Below are 17,716 nucleotides of genomic sequence, written 5' to 3'. Positions count from 1 at the left end.
CCATGCGTGGATGGTTTTCCCACAACATCCCGCGCGCCCAATCAGGACTTGCGCCGCGCATATCGCTGCGCGATCACGCCGCAGACGATCAGCTGGATCTGGTGGTAGATCATCACCGGCAGCACGATGGCACCGAGGCTGCCCCCGGCGAACAGCACCTTGGCGATCGGCACGCCAGTGGCCAGGCTCTTCTTGGAGCCGCAGAACACGATGGCGATCTCGTCCTCGCGGTTGAAGTGCAGGCGACGGGCGATGAAGGTGATCAGCGGCATGGCGATACCGAGCAGGACGGCGGCTACCACGGCCACTGCCAGCAGCGACAGCACAGGGGTCTTGCTCCAGAGCCCTTCGGTGACGGCTTCGCCGAACGCCGAATACACGACCAGCAGGATGGTGGCCTGGTCGGTGTAGCGCAGCAGCGCGCGCTGCTTCTCGACCCAGCCGGCGATCCACGGGCGCAGCAGGTGGCCGGCCACGAACGGCACCAGCAGCTGCAGCATGATGCCGCCGATCGCATGCAGCGGGTCATGCACGCCGCCGGAGGTGCCGGCCAGCGCGGTCAACAGCAGCGGCGTGAGGAACACACCGAGGATGCTCGACAGCGATGCGCTGCAGACGGCCGCCGGCACATTGCCGCGCGCCATCGAGGTGAAGGCGATGGACGACTGCACGGTGGAGGGCAGGGTGCACAGGAACAGCACGCCCAGGTACAGCTCCGGGGTCAACAGCCAGCCCGACAGCGGCTTGAACATCAGGCCCAGCATCGGAAACAGCAGGAAGGTGCAGGCGAGAATGGTCAGATGCAGGCGCCAGTGCAGCATGCCGCCGATGATCGATTCGCGCGGCAGGCGCGCCCCGTGCAGGAAGAACAGCGCGGCGATGGCGACCGTGGTGACATCGTCCAGGACGATGGCGGCGGCGCCCTTCATCGGCAGCAGCGACGCCAGGCCGACCGTGCACAGCAGGGCCAGGGTGAAGTTGTCCGGTCGCAGGCGCGACCACCAGCGGGTCATGGGGGGCAGACTCCTTGGTGTGGAGGGTTCAGGGCGAGGTGACCGGTGTGGCCAGACGCTGGCGGGTGGCCGCTTCCAGCGACTTCAGGCCGGCGCGCTGGCCCAGCTGAAGGGCCTGTTCCGGGCTGGCATGTTCGTAGCGTGCATTGACCAGGCCGAGCACGGCACCGGCGCGGTTGCCGGACGCGCAGTGCAGCAGCACCGGCCCCTGGCTCTGCTGCAGGGCCTGGTGCACGGCGCGCACATTGGCCGCATCCAGGCCCTCGGCGCCGGCCACCGGGATGCGCACATAGCGCAGGCCCAGCGATTCGGCCGCGCGGGTTTCATCGAAACCACGGTCCTCGTCGGGCTGGCGCAGGTCGATCACGGTGCGTACGCCTTGCGCAGCCAGTTCGCGCAGGTGTGTGGCACTGGGCTGGCCGCCGGCATACAGGCCGGGGCGGACTTCATTGAGCGGGGCATCTGCGGCCAAGGCCGCCAGCGGCAGGTAGAGGGACAGCAACAGCAGGCAGGTCAGGCGCAGCAGCATGGTCCTCTCCGTTGAAACGTTCCGCCGCTACCGGCCCAGGCTGGCGCGGGCCTTGAGCAGCTCGCGCAGTTCGTACTTGTCAGTATCGTCCAGTCCCTGCTGCCGCTGCTTTGCCAACAGCTCTTCCAGACGTTGCTGCAACAGTTGTTTCTCCAGCTGGGCCACGGCGTCGTGCAGTTCCTGGGTCCAGATCGCTTCGCTGCCGGGCAGGGTCTGGGCGGCCAGCGTGTGCAGCGAGGCCTGCTCCTCACGCCCGTCGAAATGTTCCAGCAGCGCGCCGGTGCTGATATCGGGACGCTGTTCAACCAGTGCCAGCAGCTCCAGCAGCAGCTCCACACCCGGCAGGCGCAGGCCCTGGAAGTGATGCTTGCCGCCCAGGGTCAGCGCCAGCGACGGCTGCTGCAGCAGCACGGCGATCGCACCCCGCACCAGGCTGCGCTTGGCCACCGGCTGGATCGACCGTGCCGGAGGGCGCTGCGGCATCGCCGTGCGGGTATTCTGCGTGGCCGCACCGAGCCCGGTCAGCTGCGCCAGCTGCTGCTTCATCAGGTCACCGAACGCGCCATCGGGAATCTGCGCCAGCATCGGTCTGGCCCGCTCGGCCAGGCGTGCCCGGCCGTCCAGCGTGCCCATGTTGATCTCGCGGGTCAGCTCGTCGAAGAAGAACTGCGATAGCGGCGTGGCCTGCTTCAGGCGTTCGTTGAAGGCCTCAGCGCCTTCCTTGCGCACGATGGTGTCCGGGTCCTCGCCGTCGGGCAGGAACAGGAAGAAGGCCTGGCGGCCGTCCTTCATGCGCGGCAGCACCGACTCCAGTGCCTTCCAGCCGGCGCGGCGGCCGGCGGCATCGCCATCGAAGCAGAAGAACACGTCCGGTGCGTTTCGGAACAGCAGCTCGGCATGGTCGGGCGTGGTCGCGGTGCCCAGCGTCGCCACCGCCTGGGTGACGCCGAACTGGAACAGCGAGACCACGTCCATGTAACCCTCGACCACGATCAGCCGCTCGATCTTCTGGTTCGCCTGGCGCACCTGCCACAGGCCGTACAGTTCGCGGCCCTTGTGGAACAGCGCGGTTTCGGGCGAATTGAGGTACTTGGGACCGTCGTCCTTCTCGAACACCCGGCCACCGAAGGCGATCACCCGCCCACGGCGGTCGAAGATCGGGAACATCACCCGGTCGCGGAACTTGTCGTAGACGTGCCCCCGGTCGTTCTTGGAGAACAGGCCGGCACGGTCGAGCAGTTTCATCCGCCGCTCGTCCTTGCCCAGCGCATCGCGCAGGCCGCTGTAGCCGTCGGGCGCATAGCCGATCTGGAAGCGGGCGCGGTTCTGTTCGTCCACGCCACGGCCGTCAAGGTAGGCGCGGGCCTTGTCGCTGCCTTCCAGGTTCTTCTGGAAGAAGCGCGCCGCTGCATCCAGTGCCGAATAGAGTTCGCGGCTGTCGTCCTGCTGCTGGGCGCTGCGCGGGTTCTCGCTGCGTGGCACGTCCATGCCGGCGCGCTTGGCCAGCTCATCCACCGCGTCGAGGAACTCGAGGCGGTCGTAGTTCATCAGGAAGCTGATTGCGGTGCCGTGCGCACCGCAGCCGAAGCAGTGATAGAACTGCTTGGTCGGCGAGACGGTGAACGAGGCCGAGCGCTCGTCATGGAACGGGCAGCGTGCCGCGTACTCCTTGCCCTGTCGCTTCAACGGCACGCGGCTGCCCACCACCTCGACGATGTCGGTGCGGGCCAGCAGGTCGTCGATGAAAGCGTCGGGGATACGGGCCATGGGCAGCAGGGCAGGGCGCGGCCGCCGGGGCGCGCAGCAGGGGCGGCAGGTCCCCCTAGTTTACTCGCTGGCGATGGTCGGGCCGGCCTGTTGTTCGCTGCTGCCGCCGGCGCTGGCGGCAGCCCGCTGTGCCCGGGCACTCAGGCGCTCGTCGATCACCGCGGTCATCAGGGCGCCGACGAAGAACACCGCGGTAGCGTAGTAGATCCAGACCAGCGCGATCACCAGGGCGCCCATCGAACCGTAGGCGCTGCCGGGTGCCACGGTGGCGATGTAGACGCCGATGCCGTAGCGCCCCAGGGCGAACAGGAGCGAGGTGATGGCCCCGCCGATGAAGGCCTGGCGCCAGGCCACGCGACGGTCGGGCAGATAGTGGTAGAGGAAGGCGAAGGCCAGCGTGTACAGCAGCAGCGTGGTCACGTAACCGATGGCCGGCAACACCGATGGCAGCTGCGCGAATACCACCTGCAGGGCGGTGGTGGCGGTCATCGACAGGATCAGCAGGAAGCCCAGCGCCAGCACCACGCCGAAGGAGAACACGCGCTTGCGCAGCCAGGCCTGGACGCCTTCCAGGCGCTGGCCGCTGGTATGGAAGATGCGGTTGAGTGCGTTCTGCAGCTGTGCGAACACGGCGGTGGCGCCGACGAACAGCAGCAGGGTGCTCCACAACCCGGCCAGCGAGCCCATGCTCGGCTGGCTGTTGGCGTTGTGCAGCACGGTATCGGCCACGCTGGCCACGCTGCTGCCGGCCACCGAGCCGATCTGGCTGATCAGCGCCTGCTGCGCGGGCGGGTACAGCGAGGCGGTCAACCACAGCAGCAGCACCAGCAACGGCGCCATCGACAGCAGGGAATAGAACGAAACCGATGCGGCCTGGGTCAGGACGTCAATTTCGACGAAGCGCTTGGCCACGGCCATCGGGAAGCTGTCCTGCAGCTTCTCCAGGCGCGATCGGACGATGGGCAGGAAGGTGCGGGGATGCGGCATCTACGGCGTCGGCTGGAGCGGTACAGGCTTCCTTTTCTAGCAGATGCCGGCGTTGCGGCAGGTGAAGTGGAAGCGCGGTCGCAGAATGCAGCGAAGTCCGCGTTATCCTTCTGCCCGGACCGAGGGCGCGCTGGGGCTGCCGCCGCGGTATCCGGGCCCACCGCCGGTGTGCGGGGCCACGACAATCCAACTTCTCTGCAAAAGGACGCGTTATGAAAGGGATGGTCTGCACCACGATGGTGTTGCTGCTGGCGACGAGCGGTTCGGCCGCTGCGGCGTCCACGGCCTGCGAAAAGGCCTTCAAGACGGTAGGGGATCCGCGCAATGGCGCGATGTACATGGCCGACCTGACGGTGCCCGGTCTGAAGGTGCAGAGTGCACTGGACCAGCTTCGCAAGATCGGTGCCGATGACCAGTTCGAGGTGGGCGGCCAGCTGGTGGAAGGCGATACCGGCAACCAGTACCTGATCCAGACCAAGGGCCTGCGCACGCCGCTGGTGCTGATCGGCACCGCCGACCGCAGCGGCCGGGTCACCCTGGCCACCAAGCTGGCCCGCGGCCAGACCATCGCCCAGGAGGATGCCCGCAAGTCGATGTGCGACATGCTCGACAAGCTCAAGGGGGGCAGCCAGGGGGACGCGCTGGCCGCCGCTGCGCGCGCGCAGTATCCGACTTCCGTGGCGGAGGACGTGACCGCGCCGGACCTGTCCAAGAAGATGGGCAAGGAGGTGCGCGATACGATGGCGGCCTACAACGCTGCGGGCAGCTTCAAGGACCTGCTGCTGGGCACCACCACCAACAAGGAAGACCTGGGCGACCGTTCGGCCACCTTCCTGCCGGTGTATGCCAAGTACATCGGTCGCCGCTACCGGATCGACGGCCAGATCTACACGGTCAACTCGAACAGCTACTCCAGCCGTCCGGGTGAGGTCGGATCGATCAACTACCTGGTGACGCCGACCCGTGGCCTGTTGCGGATCCGCCAGAATGACACCTTCAACAACAACAACTACACCATCCGTTGCGAATTCGCTCCGGACCAGGCGGCCAACTTCGCCATGCTGCGCGAACGCGACTGGGCCAAGCTGGAAGGCGAGGTCAGCGCGGTGGAGGGCAGTTCCATGACCCTGCGCAACTGCCGCCAGGTGTAAGCGCTGGCTTGGCCGCTGCAGCAATGACAAGGCCCGCGTGAAGCGGGCCTTGTCGTGTCCGGCAGGGGGCGGTGGCGGATCAGCCAGCCAGGGCCTGCTTGACCAGCCTGGACACCACGCCCATGTCGGCCTGACCGGCGAGCCTGGGCTTCAGCGCCCCCATCAGCTTGCCCATGTCGGCCGGGCCGGTGGCACCGGTTTCGGCGATGGCGGCCTGGATGGCGGCGGCGATCTCGGCCTCACCCATCTTGGCGGGCAGGTAGGCCTCGATGACCACGATCTCGGCGCGCTCGATCGCGGCCAGGTCTTCACGGTTGGCCGCTTCGTACTGGCTGACCGAGTCCTTGCGCTGCTTGACCATCTTGTCCAGCACGGCGATCACGGCGGTGTCGTCGAGCTCGATGCGCTCGTCCACTTCCTTCTGCTTGATCGCGGCGTTGATCAGGCGGATCACGCCCAGCTTGTCCTTCTCGCCCGCCTTCATGGCGGCCTTCATGTCATCGGTGAGCTGCTGCTTCATGCTCATGGGAGACCTCGTGGTGGTAGTGGGGCAGGGCGGTTGCCCGGGCCCGGAAACGCAAAAAGCCGGCGACGCTCGCGCGTGCCGGCTTCGGCTTCACCGCGGAAGGACGAACCCGCCGCAATGAAGATGCGTCCGATCAGTACAGGCGCTGACGCTTGGTGACGTCGCGCGACGAGCGGCGCAGCTGACGCTTCACAGCAGCGGCGGCCTTGCGCTTGCGCTCCTGGGTCGGCTTTTCGTAGAACTCGCGCTTGCGGGTTTCGGCCAGCACACCGGCCTTTTCGCAAGTGCGCTTGAAGCGGCGAAGAGCAAACTCGAAGGGCTCGTTCTCGCGGACTTTGACGCTGGGCATGGAATCTCCGGGACACAGTAGAACCGGGTCACGCCCGGCGAGCCGCACATTATAGCGGCGAATCAACAAACTGCAAGCACGCAAGCCTGAATGCGGGCCAGCAATACGGATGCAGTGGGATCTGCACGTCACCCCGAGGGGGCGGCAGGGGCGTCATAATAGCAGGCATGCGAGTCCTTGGCATCGAATCTTCCTGTGATGAGACCGGCGTGGCGGTGTACGACACCGACCTGACCGGCAGCGCGGCCCTGCGCGCCCATGCGGTCTACAGCCAGATCGCCCTGCACGCCGAGTACGGCGGTGTGGTGCCCGAGCTGGCCAGCCGTGACCACGTGCGCAAGCTGCTGCCGCTGGTCCGGCAGACCCTGGCCGAGGCGGGCCTGGGCGTGGACGACATCGATGGCGTGGCTTATACCGCTGGCCCCGGGCTGGTCGGTGCGCTGCTGGTCGGTGCCGGGGTGGCCCGTGCCCTGGCCTGGGCACTGGAGGTGCCGGCCGTGGGCGTGCACCACATGGAAGGGCACCTGCTGGCGCCCTTGATGGAGGACGATCCGCCGCAGGCCCCGTTCGTGGCCCTGCTGGTGTCCGGTGGCCACACCCAGCTGGTGGCGGTCGATGCCATCGGCCGCTACCGCCTGCTGGGCGAGACCCTGGACGATGCGGCCGGCGAAGCCTTCGACAAGACGGCCAAACTGATGGGGCTGCCCTATCCCGGCGGCCCGCAGCTGGCCAAGCTGGCCGAACAGGGCACCCCGGGGGCCTACCGTTTCGCGCGGCCGATGACCGATCGCCCGGGGCTGGATTTCAGCTTCTCCGGCCTGAAGACCCAGGTGCTGATGGCCTGGCGTGACAGCGACCAGAGCGACCAGACCCGCGCCGACATCGCGCGCGGTTTCGAGGATGCGGTGGTGGAGACCCTGTCGATCAAGTGCGAACGCGCGCTGGAAGCAGCCGGCACCAATGTGATCGTCGTGGCCGGCGGTGTCGGTGCCAATACGCGGCTGCGTGCACGCCTGCAGCAGATGGCCGAACGCCTCGGGGGGCGTGCCTGCTTCCCGCGGCCGGCGCTGTGCACCGACAACGGCGCGATGATCGCTTTCGCCGGCGCCCTGCGCCTGCAGGCCGGGCAGCACAACCCGCCGAACGTTGACGTGACCCCGCGCTGGGACATGGCGACGCTGCCCGCGGTGTGACCCGCGGCGCACCCATCCACACAGGCTGCGACCGTAGCGGCGGACGTGCCGGGATCCGGTCGTTTCAGGCAGTGGTGGTTCCGTGCCGTTACCATGACCGTCTGTTTTCCCGCTGGTAACCGCAATGGACAAGGTTTTCATCGAGGGGCTGACGATCGACGCCCTGATCGGCATCTACGATTGGGAACGGCGGATCCGGCAGGACCTGGTGTTCGACCTGGAGATGGGTTTCGACAACCGGCGCCCGGCAGCGACCGACGATATCGCCCATACCCTCAACTACAAGGCGGTCAGCAAGCGGCTGGAGCAGTTCGTGCGCGAATCGGAGTTCGGCCTGGTCGAGACCCTGGCCGAGCGTTGCGCGCAGATCGTGCTCGACGAGTTCGATGTGCGTTGGCTGCGGCTGAAGCTGAGCAAGCCGGGAGCGGTGCGCGGCGCGCGCGCGGTCGGCGTGATCATCGAGCGCGAACGCGGCTGAAACAGCAGCGTCGGCCGGCGGCCGGCAACTTCTTCATGCGAAATGACTGAAACAGGAGACGACTGATGGTGGATGCGGTGGTGGCGGTACAGTGGATGGAGCGGCTGCAGAACACACTGGAACCCTATCCCGGCGCCTACCTGGCGTTGATGATTTCGGCCCTGCTGCTCGCGGCGGGCCTGGCCAACTGGGTGACCAAGCGCATCCTGGTGCGCGGGCTGCGCCGTCTGCTGCAGCGCCTGCCCGGTGCCGAATCCGGGCGTGGCAGCCATCTGATGCGGGTCATCTCGCGGTTGTCCAACGTGGTGCCCAGCCAGGTGATCGCCTCTGGCATCACCCTCATTCCCGATCTGCCGCCCGGGCTGGTCAGCGTCATCGTCAAGCTGTGCATCGTGTGGGCGGTGCTGACCGTCTCGCTGGCCTTCTCGCATGCGCTGGATGCGGCCAACAGCCTGTACGAGCGCAAGCCGGATGCGCGCAACAAGCCGATCAAGGGCTACCTGCAGGTGGTCAAGATCGTGATCTTCGTGGCGGCCGGCCTGGCGATCATCTCCACCCTGCTGGGCGTGGCGCTGGGCCCGCTGGTGACCGGCCTGGGTGCGGCCACGGCCGTGCTGATGCTGATCTTCCAGGACACCATCCTCTCGCTGGTGGCCAGCGTGCAGATCAGTGGCGATGGCCGCGTGCGCATCGGCGACTGGATCGAGATGCCGAGCCAGAACGCCGATGGTGACGTCATCGACATCGCCCTGCACACCATCACCGTGCAGAACTTCGACAAGACCATCACCACCATCCCGACCAAGAAGCTGGTGACCGAGTCGTTCAAGAACTGGCGCGGCATGCAGGAGGCCGGTGGCCGACGCATCAAGCGCGCGCTGTACCTGGACCAGCACAGCGTCGGCTTCCTGGACGAGGGCGACCTGGCCTTTCTCGGTGAGTTCGCCCTGCTGCGCGACTACCTGCGCGACAAGGAGCAGGAGCTGGGGCAGTGGAACGGGCGCCTGCGCGAACAGGGCGTGGCGGACGTGAACAGCCGCCGGGTGACCAATCTGGGCACGTTCCGGGCCTATGTGGAGCGCTACCTGCGCAGCCACCCGGGTATCCACACCGACATGACCCTGCTGGTGCGACAGCTGCAACCGACCACCGAGGGCCTGCCGCTGGAGCTGTACTGCTTCACCCGCACTACCGCCTGGGCGGAGTACGAGGCCGTGCAGTCGGACATTTTCGACCATCTGCTGGCGATCCTGCCGGCCTTCGGCCTGAGGGTGTTCCAGGCGTCCAGCGACGCCATGTTGATGGCCGGGCAGCGCCAGTCGGCCTGCTCGGAGTAAGCTGCCGTGCCGCCCGCGGGACCGTACGGACCCCGCTGGTGGATGAAACTGAATGCCGAAACCTCTCGCCAAATGGCCCGGGATCGCTAGAATGCCGGGCTTGTAAACGTTTTCATCAAGGACTGCCGGTGGCCTCCGAACGCATCGAATCCCTCATTGCCCAGATGACCGTCGAGGAAAAGGTCGGCCAGCTGGGTGTTTTCGCGGACATGGTCCGCCCGTTCGCCCCGGACGTGAACCCGGAAGCCAACGTGCGCAATGCCGACCAGGTGCTGCAGCAGGTGCGCGAGGGCAAGGTCGGCTCGCTGTTCAACGGGGTGGGCGCCGAACTGGGCCGCCGCATCCAGCAGGTCGCGACCGAGGAGAGCCGGCTGGGCATCCCGGTCATCCTCGCTGCCGACGTCATCCACGGCATGCGCACCGTGTTCCCGATCCCGCTGGGCGAGGCCGCCAGCTTCGAGCCGGACCTGGCCGAGCGCACCGCCCGCGCCACTGCGGTCGAGGCCACCGCCGCCGGCCTGCACTGGACCTATGCGCCTGCCGTGGACATCGCCCGCGACCAGCGCTGGGGCCGTGGCGCCGAAGGCGCAGGCGAGGACGTGGTGCTGGGCTGTGCCTTCGCCGCTGCCCGTGTGCGCGGCTTCCAGGGCAGCGACCTGCGTGCCGCCGATTCGCTGCTGGCCACGCCCAAGCATTTCGCCGCCTATGGCGCGGTGATGGCCGGCATGGAATACAACATGGTGGACATCTCGCCGCAGACCCTGCGCGACGTGCACCTGCCGCCGTTCAAGGCGGCCTTTGATGCCGGTGCGATCACGGTGATGTCCTCGTTCAACGACATCAACGGCGTGCCGGCCAGCGCCAATGCAGAACTGCTCACCGACATCCTGCGTGGCGAGTGGAAGTTCCCGGGTGTGGTGATCTCCGATTACACCGCCGACATGGAACTGGTGGCGCACGGCTACGCCGCCGATGACCGCGACGCCACCGCCAAGGCCTTCACCGCCGGCCTGGACCTGAGCATGCAGAGCGGCTTCTATGCCGAGCACCTGCCAGGCCTGGTGGAAAGCGGCGAGGTGCCGATGGCGGTGCTGGATGAGGGCGTGCGCCGCATCCTGTGGCTGAAGGAAACCATCGGCCTGTTCGACGACCCGTACCGGTCGCTGGACCCGGCCCGCGAAGCGGACGACTCGCACATCGCCGCACATGATGAGCTCTCGCGCGATGCCGCGCGCCGTTCGATCGTGCTGCTGAACAACCGTGACAACGTGCTGCCGCTGCAGAAGACCGGGCAGAAGATCGCGCTGATCGGCCCGTTCGTGCAGGACCGCGAAAACATCGAAGGCTGCTGGACCCTGTTCGGCGACAAGCAGCGTTATGTGGACCTGGAAACCGGTGTGCGTGCCGCCATCGGTGACGCGTCGCTGCTGGAGATCGTGCCCGGTTGCGATCTGGAAACCGCGATCCCGGGGGGCACCGAAGCCGCCGTGGCGGCTGCGCTGCGTGCCGACGTGGTGGTGTTGGCGCTGGGCGAGCCGCAGCGCTACAGCGGCGAAGCGCAGTCGCGCGTGGAGATCACCCTGCCGCCGGCGCAGCAGGCACTGGCCGAGGCGGTGGCGATGACCGGCAAGCCGCTGGTGGTGCTGCTGCGCAATGGCCGCGCGCTGGCCTTGCAAGGTGCGGTGCGCAATGCACAGGCCGTGGCGGTCACCTGGTACCTGGGCACGCAGACCGGTCATGCGGTGGCCGATGTGCTGTTCGGCGACTACAGCCCGTCCGGCCGCCTGCCGGTCAGCTTCCCGCAGGTGTCCGGCCAGCAACCGTACTTCTACAACCATCCGCGTACCGGCCGCCCCGAACTGCCGACGATGTCGGAGTTCAAGGCACGCTGGCGCGAGATTCCCAACGAGCCGCTGTATCCGTTCGGCCATGGCATCGGCTACACCACCTTCGCCTATGGGGTGCCGCAGCTCAGCACGGCAGAGCTGGGCTGGGACGACACCCTGACCATCACCACCACGCTGACCAACACCGGTACCGTGGCCGGCGAGGAAGTGGTGCAGCTGTACATCCATGACCGCGTGGCCAGCCGCGTGCGGCCGGTGCGCGAGCTGAAGGACTTCCGCAAGATCGCACTGCAGCCGGGCGAATCCACCGATGTGGTGTTCACCCTGCATCGCGAGCAGTTGGCGTTCACCGGCCGCGATGGCGTGCTGCGTGCCGAGCCGGGCCTGTTCGAGCTGTGGGTGTGCGCGTCGTCAGCGGCTGGCGAGCCGGTGCAGTTCGAACTGCTGAAGGGCTGAACGGGAACGGTAGCGCCGGGCCATGCCCGGCGTCGTCACCCACACGCCGGGCATGGCCCGGCGCTACCATCGCTGTGGGTGTGCGCGTCGTCACCCATGGCAAACACGCCGGGCCTGACCCGGCGCTACCATCGGGGTTCGTGATCCGATGGAGCCCGACCATGCGCAAGAGTGCTTTCCTTGCCCCCGCGCTGCTGCTGGCAGCCTGTGCCCAACCGGCGCCGCCGACCGCACCGGAGGCAACGCCCGCTGCCGCACCGCCGGCCGAACCCGTGCAGGCAGCACCGGCAGCACCTGCGGCACCCACGAGCGAACAGACCGAAGATGCGCGCGCGCGCATCGAGACACTGCTCGGTGACGCGGCGCAGTACGAGAAGGTCTTCACTGCCTTCAGAACGGCGGTGGTCGGCGGTGATCGCGCGGCGGTCGTCGAGGAAATACGTTTCCCGTTGAACATCAGCGGCGGAAAGACGATCGCCGGACCGGGCGAATTCCAGCGCAGCTACGAGAAGATCATCACGCCGGCCGTGGTCAAGGCGGTGTCCGCACAGGATTTCGGCAAGGTGTTCGTCAACCAGCAGGGCGTGATGATCGGCGATGGCCAGGTGTGGTTGAGCGGCCAGTGCCTTGATGCGGCCTGCACCCGGACCGAAGTGAAGGTCATCACCATCCAGTGAGCGTGCGGGGTGACGGGCTCTGGCCCGCCACCCTGCGTTACCTGATCAGGTCTTCGGCGTGAGCTTGAGCAGGCGCGCCTTGCTGCCATCTTCAAGCAGCCACAGCGCGCCATCGGGCCCCTGTTCCACTTCACGGATGCGCTCACCCATGTCGAAACGTTCCGCCTCGCGCGCGTTGTCGCCCTCGAAGGCTACGCGCACCAGTGATGTGGAGGACAGGCCACCGATGAAGCCGCTGCCCTTCCACTGCGGGAACAGGGTGCCGCTGTAGATGACGAAGCCCGCAGGCGAGATGACCGGCGTCCAGGTCACCTTTGGCGCGGCGAACTCCGGGCGCGTGTCGTGGTCGGGAATCGGCCGGCCGTCGTAGTGGTCGCCGTTGGAGACCACCGGGTAGCCGTAGTTGGCGCCCCGCACGATCAGGTTCAGTTCGTCTCCGCCCGCCGGCCCCATCTCATGCGCCCACAGCTTGCCGTTGGCATCGAAGGCCATGCCCAGGATGTTGCGATGGCCGAGCGACCACACCTGTGCAGCCACGCCGCCCTGTGACGCGAACGGATTGTCCGCCGGCAGGCTGCCATCGTCGTTGAGGCGGATGATCTTGCCGAGGTTGCCGCCCATGTCCTGCGCGGGGTCGAATTTCTGCCGTTCGCTGGAGCTGATCCAGAGCTTGCCGTCCGGACCGAACACCAGGCGATGGCCGTAGTGGCCCTGCCCGCTGACCTTCGGTGTCTGTCGCCAGATCACCTTCAGATCCTTGAGCTGGCCGCCGCCATCGGCGTCCAGGGCAAGCGTGGCGCGGGCCACCGCGGCCCCGCGGGTATCCAGCGTGCCTTCCTCCGCATAACTGACGTAAATGACCTGGTTGCGGGCGAAGTCGGGGTGCAGGATGACATCGCCGAAGCCGCCCTGGCCACCATAGGCGACCTTCGGTACGCCGGTGATCTCATGCTTCTGGCCGCTGGCCACGTCCAGGTGCTGCAGTTTGCCGCGTTTCTCGGTGACCAGCAGGCTGCCATCGGGCAGGAAAGTCATTGCCCACGGTTGATCGAAACGGCTGACTTCCGTGGCGGTGAACGGCCGCTGGTCGGTTGCGGCCGCAGTCGCGGCGGGTGCAGCAGCGGTGGCGGCAGTACCGGCCGTAGCGGATGCAGGATCGGCGGCGTTGCAGGCCGTGGTGGCGAGAATCGGCGCCAGGCCGAGGGCAAGCAGGAGGGGCGTACGGGTCACGGGAATCTCCGGGGCGGGGATGCGGATGGCCAAGCGTTCCCTTGTATACCACTGCGGGTGTGACCGTCGTGGCCCGAAGGTCCTGCTACCCCCTGTGCGACGTGGGGCGGATCGTCTAGGGTGGGCACGCCCGGGCAATGCATGCCCGTCTGTCTGCCAAGGATCTGCAATGCACACTGTTCCGACCCACAAGCCGTCTCCCGCCTTCGTCGCCGCTTCCTGGGTGGCGCTGCTGCTTGGCGCGGTGGCTTATCTGATCGGCCTGTTCAACGCCGAAATGGCCCTGAACGAGAAGGGCTACTACCTGGCGCTGCTGCTGTACGGCCTGTTTGCGGCGGTATCGCTGCAGAAGAGCGTGCGCGACCGCGTGGAGGGCATCCCGGTCAGCGGCCTGTACTACGCGCTGTGCTGGTTCGCCCTGCTGTCGGCGCTGCTGCTGTTGCTGGTGGGCCTGTGGAATGCCACGTTGCTGTTGAGCGAGAAGGGCTTCTACGCCATGGCCTTCGCACTTGCGCTGTTCGGCGCGGTCGCGGTGCAGAAGAACACCCGCGACCTGATCGCCGCCAACGGCGGCAATGCACGCGGTCAGGCCGTGCCGCCGCTGCCGGAACACGACTGACGCCCGGATTGCGCAGAGCCGGGACCAGCCCGGCTCTGCCGCAGTGCCGAAGGACAGCCGGGCATGGCCCGGCCGCAGCGGGGCGTGCCCTCAGGTGCCGCGCGGTACGCCCCGGTCCAGGCGCTGGTCGAGGTTGACCGCTTCTTCCCAGCCGCGGCGGACGGCGTTGCGGGCCTGCGCCCATTCCAGCCGGCTCTTGCCGCGCTCGCTCGCCCAGCGCGACTCGAGTTCGGCCTCCACCTCTTCGTACGCGCGGATCATGTCCTGCGCACGGGCAGCGTGGCCGATGCGATAGGCCGGCTCGTAGTCCTCGAAGAACAGCTGGTTGTCGTAATAGGGTTCCGCGGTGTAACGCTCGCGCCAGAAGTCGGAAACGGCCTGGCGCGGTGCGCTGTCATCCGGCACGCGGCCGGGGATCTGGTACTCGGGGCTCATCGATCGGGCTCCGTGGTGGATGAGCTTCGATCATGCCGCCATGGCGGTTAACGGTCCGGTCCGCTCGCGTGAAGGGAAGGTGTCCTCCATCCGCGCCGTCGCTGCCGATCATCAGGCGCCTACGTCCTTGCGCGGCAGTTTGTAGATCACTGCGCCGATGGCGAAGGCGACCAGTGCGGCGGCGATGTTCTGCCAGCTGGCACTGGCGAACAGGGCCAGGCAGAGCAGCAGGGCCAGGACCGGAATCAGCGGCCCGCCCGGCAGCTTCAGTGCGCCCGGCCGGTCGGCGTAGCGCTTGGCCAGCACCAGCACGGCCGCCGCGGTTCCGATGTAGGCGAACAGTCGCGTGGTCATCGACAGCAGCGCCAACTGCACGAACGAACCGGACAGCGCCAGGCCGAGGGCGATCAGCCCCTGGCAGAAGATCGCGGCAGCCGGTGTGCGGAAGCGCGGATGGACCTGCGCGAGGATCTTCGGCCCGTAGCCATCGCGGGCAAGCGCGAACAGGAAGCGCGGGCCCATCATCATCGTATTGCTGTTGGTGCCGAGAATGGAGATGGTCGCGCCGACGGTCAGGATCAACGCCAGTGCCTCACCGCCGAATCCGGCTGCGGCATCGGCCAGCGGTGTCGGCGACGACGCAAGCCCGGCCAGGGTGCCCTGCGCCACCACCTGCACCGCGCCGTAGATGACGGTGACGGTGATGATCATGGTGATCAACGCGAATGGAATGTCGCGACGGGGATTGCGGTACTCGCCGGCTGCCGCCGGGATGTTCTCGAAACCAGCGTAGGCATACAGCAGCAACAATGCGGCCTCACCCATGCGCTGCAGGTCGTGCGGGTCCGGGCGCTGGCCGGAGAACGCCAGCTGCGGATCGATGTAGAACGCGCCGATGGCCACGAACAGCAGCAGCGGCAGCATCTTGCCGATCACCAGCACGATGCCGGTGCGGGCCGCCGAGCGCACGCCGATGATGTTCACGCCGGTCAGGAAACCCAGCGACAGCACGATCACGGCAAGGCGACCCGTGCCGGCCCCGGCCCAGGGCCAGAAGCGCGCGACCGCATCGGCCAGCGCATTGCTGAGTGCGGCGGCCGAGCTGATACGGGTCAGCCAGATCATCCAGCCGATCTCGAAGCCGGCGAAGCGGCCAAAGGCTTCGCGGGCATACAGATAGCTGCCGCCGGGTTCATCGAAGTAACTGGCGGCCTGCGCGTAGCACAGCACCAGCAGGGCCACCACGATGCCGGCGGCGACCACGCCCCACAGGCTGAAGGGGCCCAGCAGGGCGACGGTGGCCGCCGGCAGCAGATAGATGCCGCTGCCGATCACGTCGTTGATCGACAGGCCGACGATCTGCCAGCGGCTGACCGCGCGCTGCAGCTGCGGTTCGTCCTGGGCGCTCAACGCAACGCTCCGGTCAGGGCCGGCAGCTGCCACGGCCCCTGCAGGTTGTCGTACTCCGTCTTGGGCAGCAGGACGAAGACCGCGCGCGTGTCCGGCTTCAGCCAGGCCAGCAGGGCCGTCATGTGGCGCGGCTCCATTGCCGTACAGCCGGCCGTGGCCTCGCCCGGTTTGCGCCAGAGGTGGGCGAAGATGCAACTGCCCTTGCCCGGCCTGCGGCTGCTGTTGTGCTCGATCACGAAGCCCTCGCGGTAGCGCACATCGCCCTTGTTGTGCAGGTCCAGCCGCATCGGTTCGGTGGAGCCTTCTACTGCGGCGGTACCTACGTCCGCCGCATCGACGATGCGGTTGTAGTAGCGCGAGGCGGGTACATCCATGCAGTAGTGGCTGGCCGTCATCGGCAGATACGGCATCGCGCTGGCGATCGTCGGCGCGTAGCCGAACGCGGGGCCGATATCGAAGACGCCGGCCGGACTGCGCCCGTCGCCTTCCGTCTTCTGCGGCCCCTGGTTGTGCAGCGACTCACGGCCCACGCCCCACGCGCTGCCCTCACGCCCCACGGCCACGGTGAAGGCCGGGCCGTGCGGGCGCCACGTGTCGTCGCTGCTCCTGCGCTCATAGGCCTGCAGCCGGCCCTGGGTGGCATCCCAGCTGTCGGTGACCACCACGATGGCCTGCAGACTGCGCGCCATCGGCGGCAGCGGGGTGAGCGCGCCGGCCGGCAGCGCGGTGGCCAGAGCGGTGACAGCGAGGGCGGTACGCAGCAGCGGCAGCATCGTGGACTCCAGTGAACCAGGGGTCGATCAGGCGTCGATCAGGTGTTCGATCCGTTCCAGGTTCACCCCGAGCTGGCGGTGGCGGTCCGGGTTGGCATGGCACAAAAGCACGAAGACGAAGTCGAGCAGGGACTGCAGTGAAGCACGGTACAGCAGCTGCGCCACGTGCGGTGCGGGGTCATGGGCGCAGACCACCAGTGACTGGTCGGCATGTGCGCGCAGTGGGTTGGCGGTGTGGCGGGTGATCGACACCACCTTCCCGCCCACGTCCTGGAACTGCCGCGACAGCTGGAACAGCTGCGGCAGCTTGCCGAACTCGGAGAACACCAGCATGGCATCACCGGCCCGCGCCGCTGACAGGTTGGCCATCATCAGGATCGGATCGGCATGGTGCACGGTCAGCATGCCCAGCAGCGACAGTCGCATGGCGAACTCGCGCGCGTACAGGCCGTCATCGCCAAGGCCGTACACGAACACTTTAGGCGCCCTGTCGAGCAGTCGCACGATGGCCTCCACATCAGCCTGCGCATTGGCCAGGCTGGTCTCTTCCTCGGCGGCTGCCCGGCTCAGGCGCAGGCGCCCGGCGATGTCGGCGTAGTCACCGGCGCTCGGCGACGGCGGGCGTGCCTGCGGATCGTGGCCGGCGCGCGCCACGTCCTGGCCGATCGAGTACTTCAGGTCCGGGTAACCCTTGAAGCCCAGCTTCTGGCTGAACTTCACCACGCTGGACTGGCTGATGCCCAGCGCGCTGGCCAGCTGCTGCGACGAGTAGTCGCGCAGCAGGTGCGCGTTGTCGAGGATGAAGTCGGCGATGCGGCGTTCGATGGCCGACATCTGCCCGCGCTCGGAGCGGATTTTCACCAGGGGTGGCATGGGGCTCAGCGTGGGTCCGGTTGCAGGAAGGGTAAGCGGGATCAACGGTCGGCGGTAGCGCCCGTG

The 17,716-nt window shown here is 67.5% G+C and carries 18 protein-coding genes; 7 read left to right on the top strand and 11 right to left on the bottom strand.

Annotated elements, in window-relative coordinates; all coding sequences use genetic code 11:
• Positions 1–41: 41 nt before the first annotated feature.
• From ACX9OW_RS18835 to ACX9OW_RS18820, 4 genes are read right to left on the bottom strand one after another with little or no spacing between them, the layout of a single operon-like run.
• On the bottom strand, positions 42–1,013 hold the full coding sequence (locus ACX9OW_RS18835; RefSeq protein WP_053519485.1) for a bile acid:sodium symporter family protein: 972 nt from the start codon (positions 1,011–1,013) through the stop codon (positions 42–44).
• A gap of 28 nt (positions 1,014–1,041) precedes the next feature.
• On the bottom strand, positions 1,042–1,542 hold the full coding sequence (locus ACX9OW_RS18830) for a protein tyrosine phosphatase family protein (RefSeq protein WP_053519484.1): 501 nt from the start codon (positions 1,540–1,542) through the stop codon (positions 1,042–1,044).
• Positions 1,543–1,569: 27 nt separating this feature from the next.
• Positions 1,570–3,309 (bottom strand): DNA primase, encoded by a 1,740-nt coding sequence (gene dnaG, locus ACX9OW_RS18825; protein ID WP_053519483.1) that lies wholly within the window; start codon positions 3,307–3,309, stop codon positions 1,570–1,572.
• A gap of 60 nt (positions 3,310–3,369) precedes the next feature.
• Complete coding sequence (locus ACX9OW_RS18820; RefSeq protein WP_053519482.1) at positions 3,370–4,296, bottom strand: YihY/virulence factor BrkB family protein; 927 nt, start codon at positions 4,294–4,296, stop codon at positions 3,370–3,372.
• A 212-nt stretch (positions 4,297–4,508) separates the two neighbouring features.
• Here ACX9OW_RS18820 and ACX9OW_RS18815 point away from each other — a divergent pair, with 212 nt between their 5' ends.
• Positions 4,509–5,447, top strand: a complete 939-nt coding sequence (locus ACX9OW_RS18815) for a hypothetical protein (protein WP_229765859.1) — start codon at positions 4,509–4,511, stop codon at positions 5,445–5,447.
• Positions 5,448–5,526: 79 nt separating this feature from the next.
• Here the strand turns inward: ACX9OW_RS18815 and ACX9OW_RS18810 are convergent, their stop codons facing one another.
• Entirely contained in the window at positions 5,527–5,973 is a 447-nt protein-coding gene (locus ACX9OW_RS18810) for a GatB/YqeY domain-containing protein (protein WP_053519481.1), read from the bottom strand.
• 133 nt (positions 5,974–6,106) lie between these two features.
• Positions 6,107–6,322 (bottom strand): 30S ribosomal protein S21, encoded by a 216-nt coding sequence (gene rpsU, locus ACX9OW_RS18805; protein ID WP_002808376.1) that lies wholly within the window; start codon positions 6,320–6,322, stop codon positions 6,107–6,109.
• A 167-nt stretch (positions 6,323–6,489) separates the two neighbouring features.
• Between rpsU and tsaD the strand changes: the two genes are divergently transcribed.
• The 5 genes from tsaD to ACX9OW_RS18780 all read left to right on the top strand — a co-directional run bounded on the left by tsaD (position 6,490) and on the right by ACX9OW_RS18780 (position 12,310).
• Positions 6,490–7,515, top strand: coding sequence for a tRNA (adenosine(37)-N6)-threonylcarbamoyltransferase complex transferase subunit TsaD (gene tsaD / locus ACX9OW_RS18800; protein WP_053519480.1), 1,026 nt, complete (start codon positions 6,490–6,492; stop codon positions 7,513–7,515).
• 124 nt (positions 7,516–7,639) lie between these two features.
• Positions 7,640–7,993, top strand: coding sequence for a dihydroneopterin aldolase (folB, locus tag ACX9OW_RS18795; RefSeq protein WP_053519479.1), 354 nt, complete (start codon positions 7,640–7,642; stop codon positions 7,991–7,993).
• A 65-nt stretch (positions 7,994–8,058) separates the two neighbouring features.
• A complete protein-coding gene (locus ACX9OW_RS18790; RefSeq protein WP_053519478.1) occupies positions 8,059–9,330 on the top strand; it encodes a mechanosensitive ion channel family protein in 1,272 nt (423 codons plus the stop codon).
• A gap of 128 nt (positions 9,331–9,458) precedes the next feature.
• Positions 9,459–11,633, top strand: coding sequence for a glycoside hydrolase family 3 N-terminal domain-containing protein (locus ACX9OW_RS18785; protein WP_053519477.1), 2,175 nt, complete (start codon positions 9,459–9,461; stop codon positions 11,631–11,633).
• 161 nt (positions 11,634–11,794) lie between these two features.
• Positions 11,795–12,310 (top strand): hypothetical protein, encoded by a 516-nt coding sequence (locus tag ACX9OW_RS18780; RefSeq protein WP_053519476.1) that lies wholly within the window; start codon positions 11,795–11,797, stop codon positions 12,308–12,310.
• 45 nt (positions 12,311–12,355) lie between these two features.
• On the opposite strand, the gene ACX9OW_RS18775 is transcribed toward ACX9OW_RS18780, so the two are convergent.
• The gene (locus ACX9OW_RS18775; RefSeq protein WP_053519475.1) at positions 12,356–13,540 is read right to left on the bottom strand and encodes a PQQ-dependent sugar dehydrogenase; all 1,185 of its coding nucleotides are present in this window, start codon (positions 13,538–13,540) and stop codon (positions 12,356–12,358) included.
• A gap of 169 nt (positions 13,541–13,709) precedes the next feature.
• On the opposite strand from ACX9OW_RS18775, the gene yiaA reads away from it, so the two are divergent.
• The gene (gene yiaA, locus ACX9OW_RS18770; RefSeq protein WP_053519474.1) at positions 13,710–14,159 is read left to right on the top strand and encodes an inner membrane protein YiaA; all 450 of its coding nucleotides are present in this window, start codon (positions 13,710–13,712) and stop codon (positions 14,157–14,159) included.
• Positions 14,160–14,249: 90 nt separating this feature from the next.
• Here yiaA and ACX9OW_RS18765 read toward each other — a convergent pair whose 3' ends face one another.
• The 4 genes from ACX9OW_RS18765 to ACX9OW_RS18750 all read right to left on the bottom strand — a co-directional run bounded on the left by ACX9OW_RS18765 (position 14,250) and on the right by ACX9OW_RS18750 (position 17,650).
• Entirely contained in the window at positions 14,250–14,594 is a 345-nt protein-coding gene (locus tag ACX9OW_RS18765) for a hypothetical protein (protein WP_053519473.1), read from the bottom strand.
• A 111-nt stretch (positions 14,595–14,705) separates the two neighbouring features.
• On the bottom strand, positions 14,706–16,004 hold the full coding sequence (locus ACX9OW_RS18760) for an APC family permease (protein WP_164151066.1): 1,299 nt from the start codon (positions 16,002–16,004) through the stop codon (positions 14,706–14,708).
• Entirely contained in the window at positions 16,001–16,777 is a 777-nt protein-coding gene (locus tag ACX9OW_RS18755; RefSeq protein ID WP_053519646.1) for a L,D-transpeptidase family protein, read from the bottom strand. Before ACX9OW_RS18755 ends, ACX9OW_RS18760 begins: the two co-directional genes overlap by 4 nt.
• 27 nt (positions 16,778–16,804) lie before the next feature.
• A complete protein-coding gene (locus tag ACX9OW_RS18750; RefSeq protein WP_053519647.1) occupies positions 16,805–17,650 on the bottom strand; it encodes a MurR/RpiR family transcriptional regulator in 846 nt (281 codons plus the stop codon).
• Positions 17,651–17,716 lie beyond the last annotated feature (66 nt).

The organism is Stenotrophomonas genospecies 5 (assembly GCF_054473825.1).
The sequence above is the reverse complement of the archived record's forward strand: the minus strand, read 5'-3'. Positions and strand labels throughout refer to the sequence as shown.

Coding starts and splice junctions, on each gene's coding strand:
- ACX9OW_RS18835 (WP_053519485.1), bottom strand. CDS start 1,013: ATGACCCGCTGGTGGTCGCGCCTGCGACCGGACAACTTCACCCTGGCC.
- ACX9OW_RS18830 (WP_053519484.1), bottom strand. CDS start 1,542: ATGCTGCTGCGCCTGACCTGCCTGCTGTTGCTGTCCCTCTACCTGCCG.
- dnaG (WP_053519483.1), bottom strand. CDS start 3,309: ATGGCCCGTATCCCCGACGCTTTCATCGACGACCTGCTGGCCCGCACC.
- ACX9OW_RS18820 (WP_053519482.1), bottom strand. CDS start 4,296: ATGCCGCATCCCCGCACCTTCCTGCCCATCGTCCGATCGCGCCTGGAG.
- ACX9OW_RS18815 (WP_229765859.1), top strand. CDS start 4,509: ATGAAAGGGATGGTCTGCACCACGATGGTGTTGCTGCTGGCGACGAGC.
- ACX9OW_RS18810 (WP_053519481.1), bottom strand. CDS start 5,973: ATGAGCATGAAGCAGCAGCTCACCGATGACATGAAGGCCGCCATGAAG.
- rpsU (WP_002808376.1), bottom strand. CDS start 6,322: ATGCCCAGCGTCAAAGTCCGCGAGAACGAGCCCTTCGAGTTTGCTCTT.
- tsaD (WP_053519480.1), top strand. CDS start 6,490: ATGCGAGTCCTTGGCATCGAATCTTCCTGTGATGAGACCGGCGTGGCG.
- folB (WP_053519479.1), top strand. CDS start 7,640: ATGGACAAGGTTTTCATCGAGGGGCTGACGATCGACGCCCTGATCGGC.
- ACX9OW_RS18790 (WP_053519478.1), top strand. CDS start 8,059: ATGGTGGATGCGGTGGTGGCGGTACAGTGGATGGAGCGGCTGCAGAAC.
- ACX9OW_RS18780 (WP_053519476.1), top strand. CDS start 11,795: ATGCGCAAGAGTGCTTTCCTTGCCCCCGCGCTGCTGCTGGCAGCCTGT.
- yiaA (WP_053519474.1), top strand. CDS start 13,710: ATGCACACTGTTCCGACCCACAAGCCGTCTCCCGCCTTCGTCGCCGCT.
- ACX9OW_RS18765 (WP_053519473.1), bottom strand. CDS start 14,594: ATGAGCCCCGAGTACCAGATCCCCGGCCGCGTGCCGGATGACAGCGCA.
- ACX9OW_RS18755 (WP_053519646.1), bottom strand. CDS start 16,777: ATGCTGCCGCTGCTGCGTACCGCCCTCGCTGTCACCGCTCTGGCCACC.
- ACX9OW_RS18750 (WP_053519647.1), bottom strand. CDS start 17,650: ATGCCACCCCTGGTGAAAATCCGCTCCGAGCGCGGGCAGATGTCGGCC.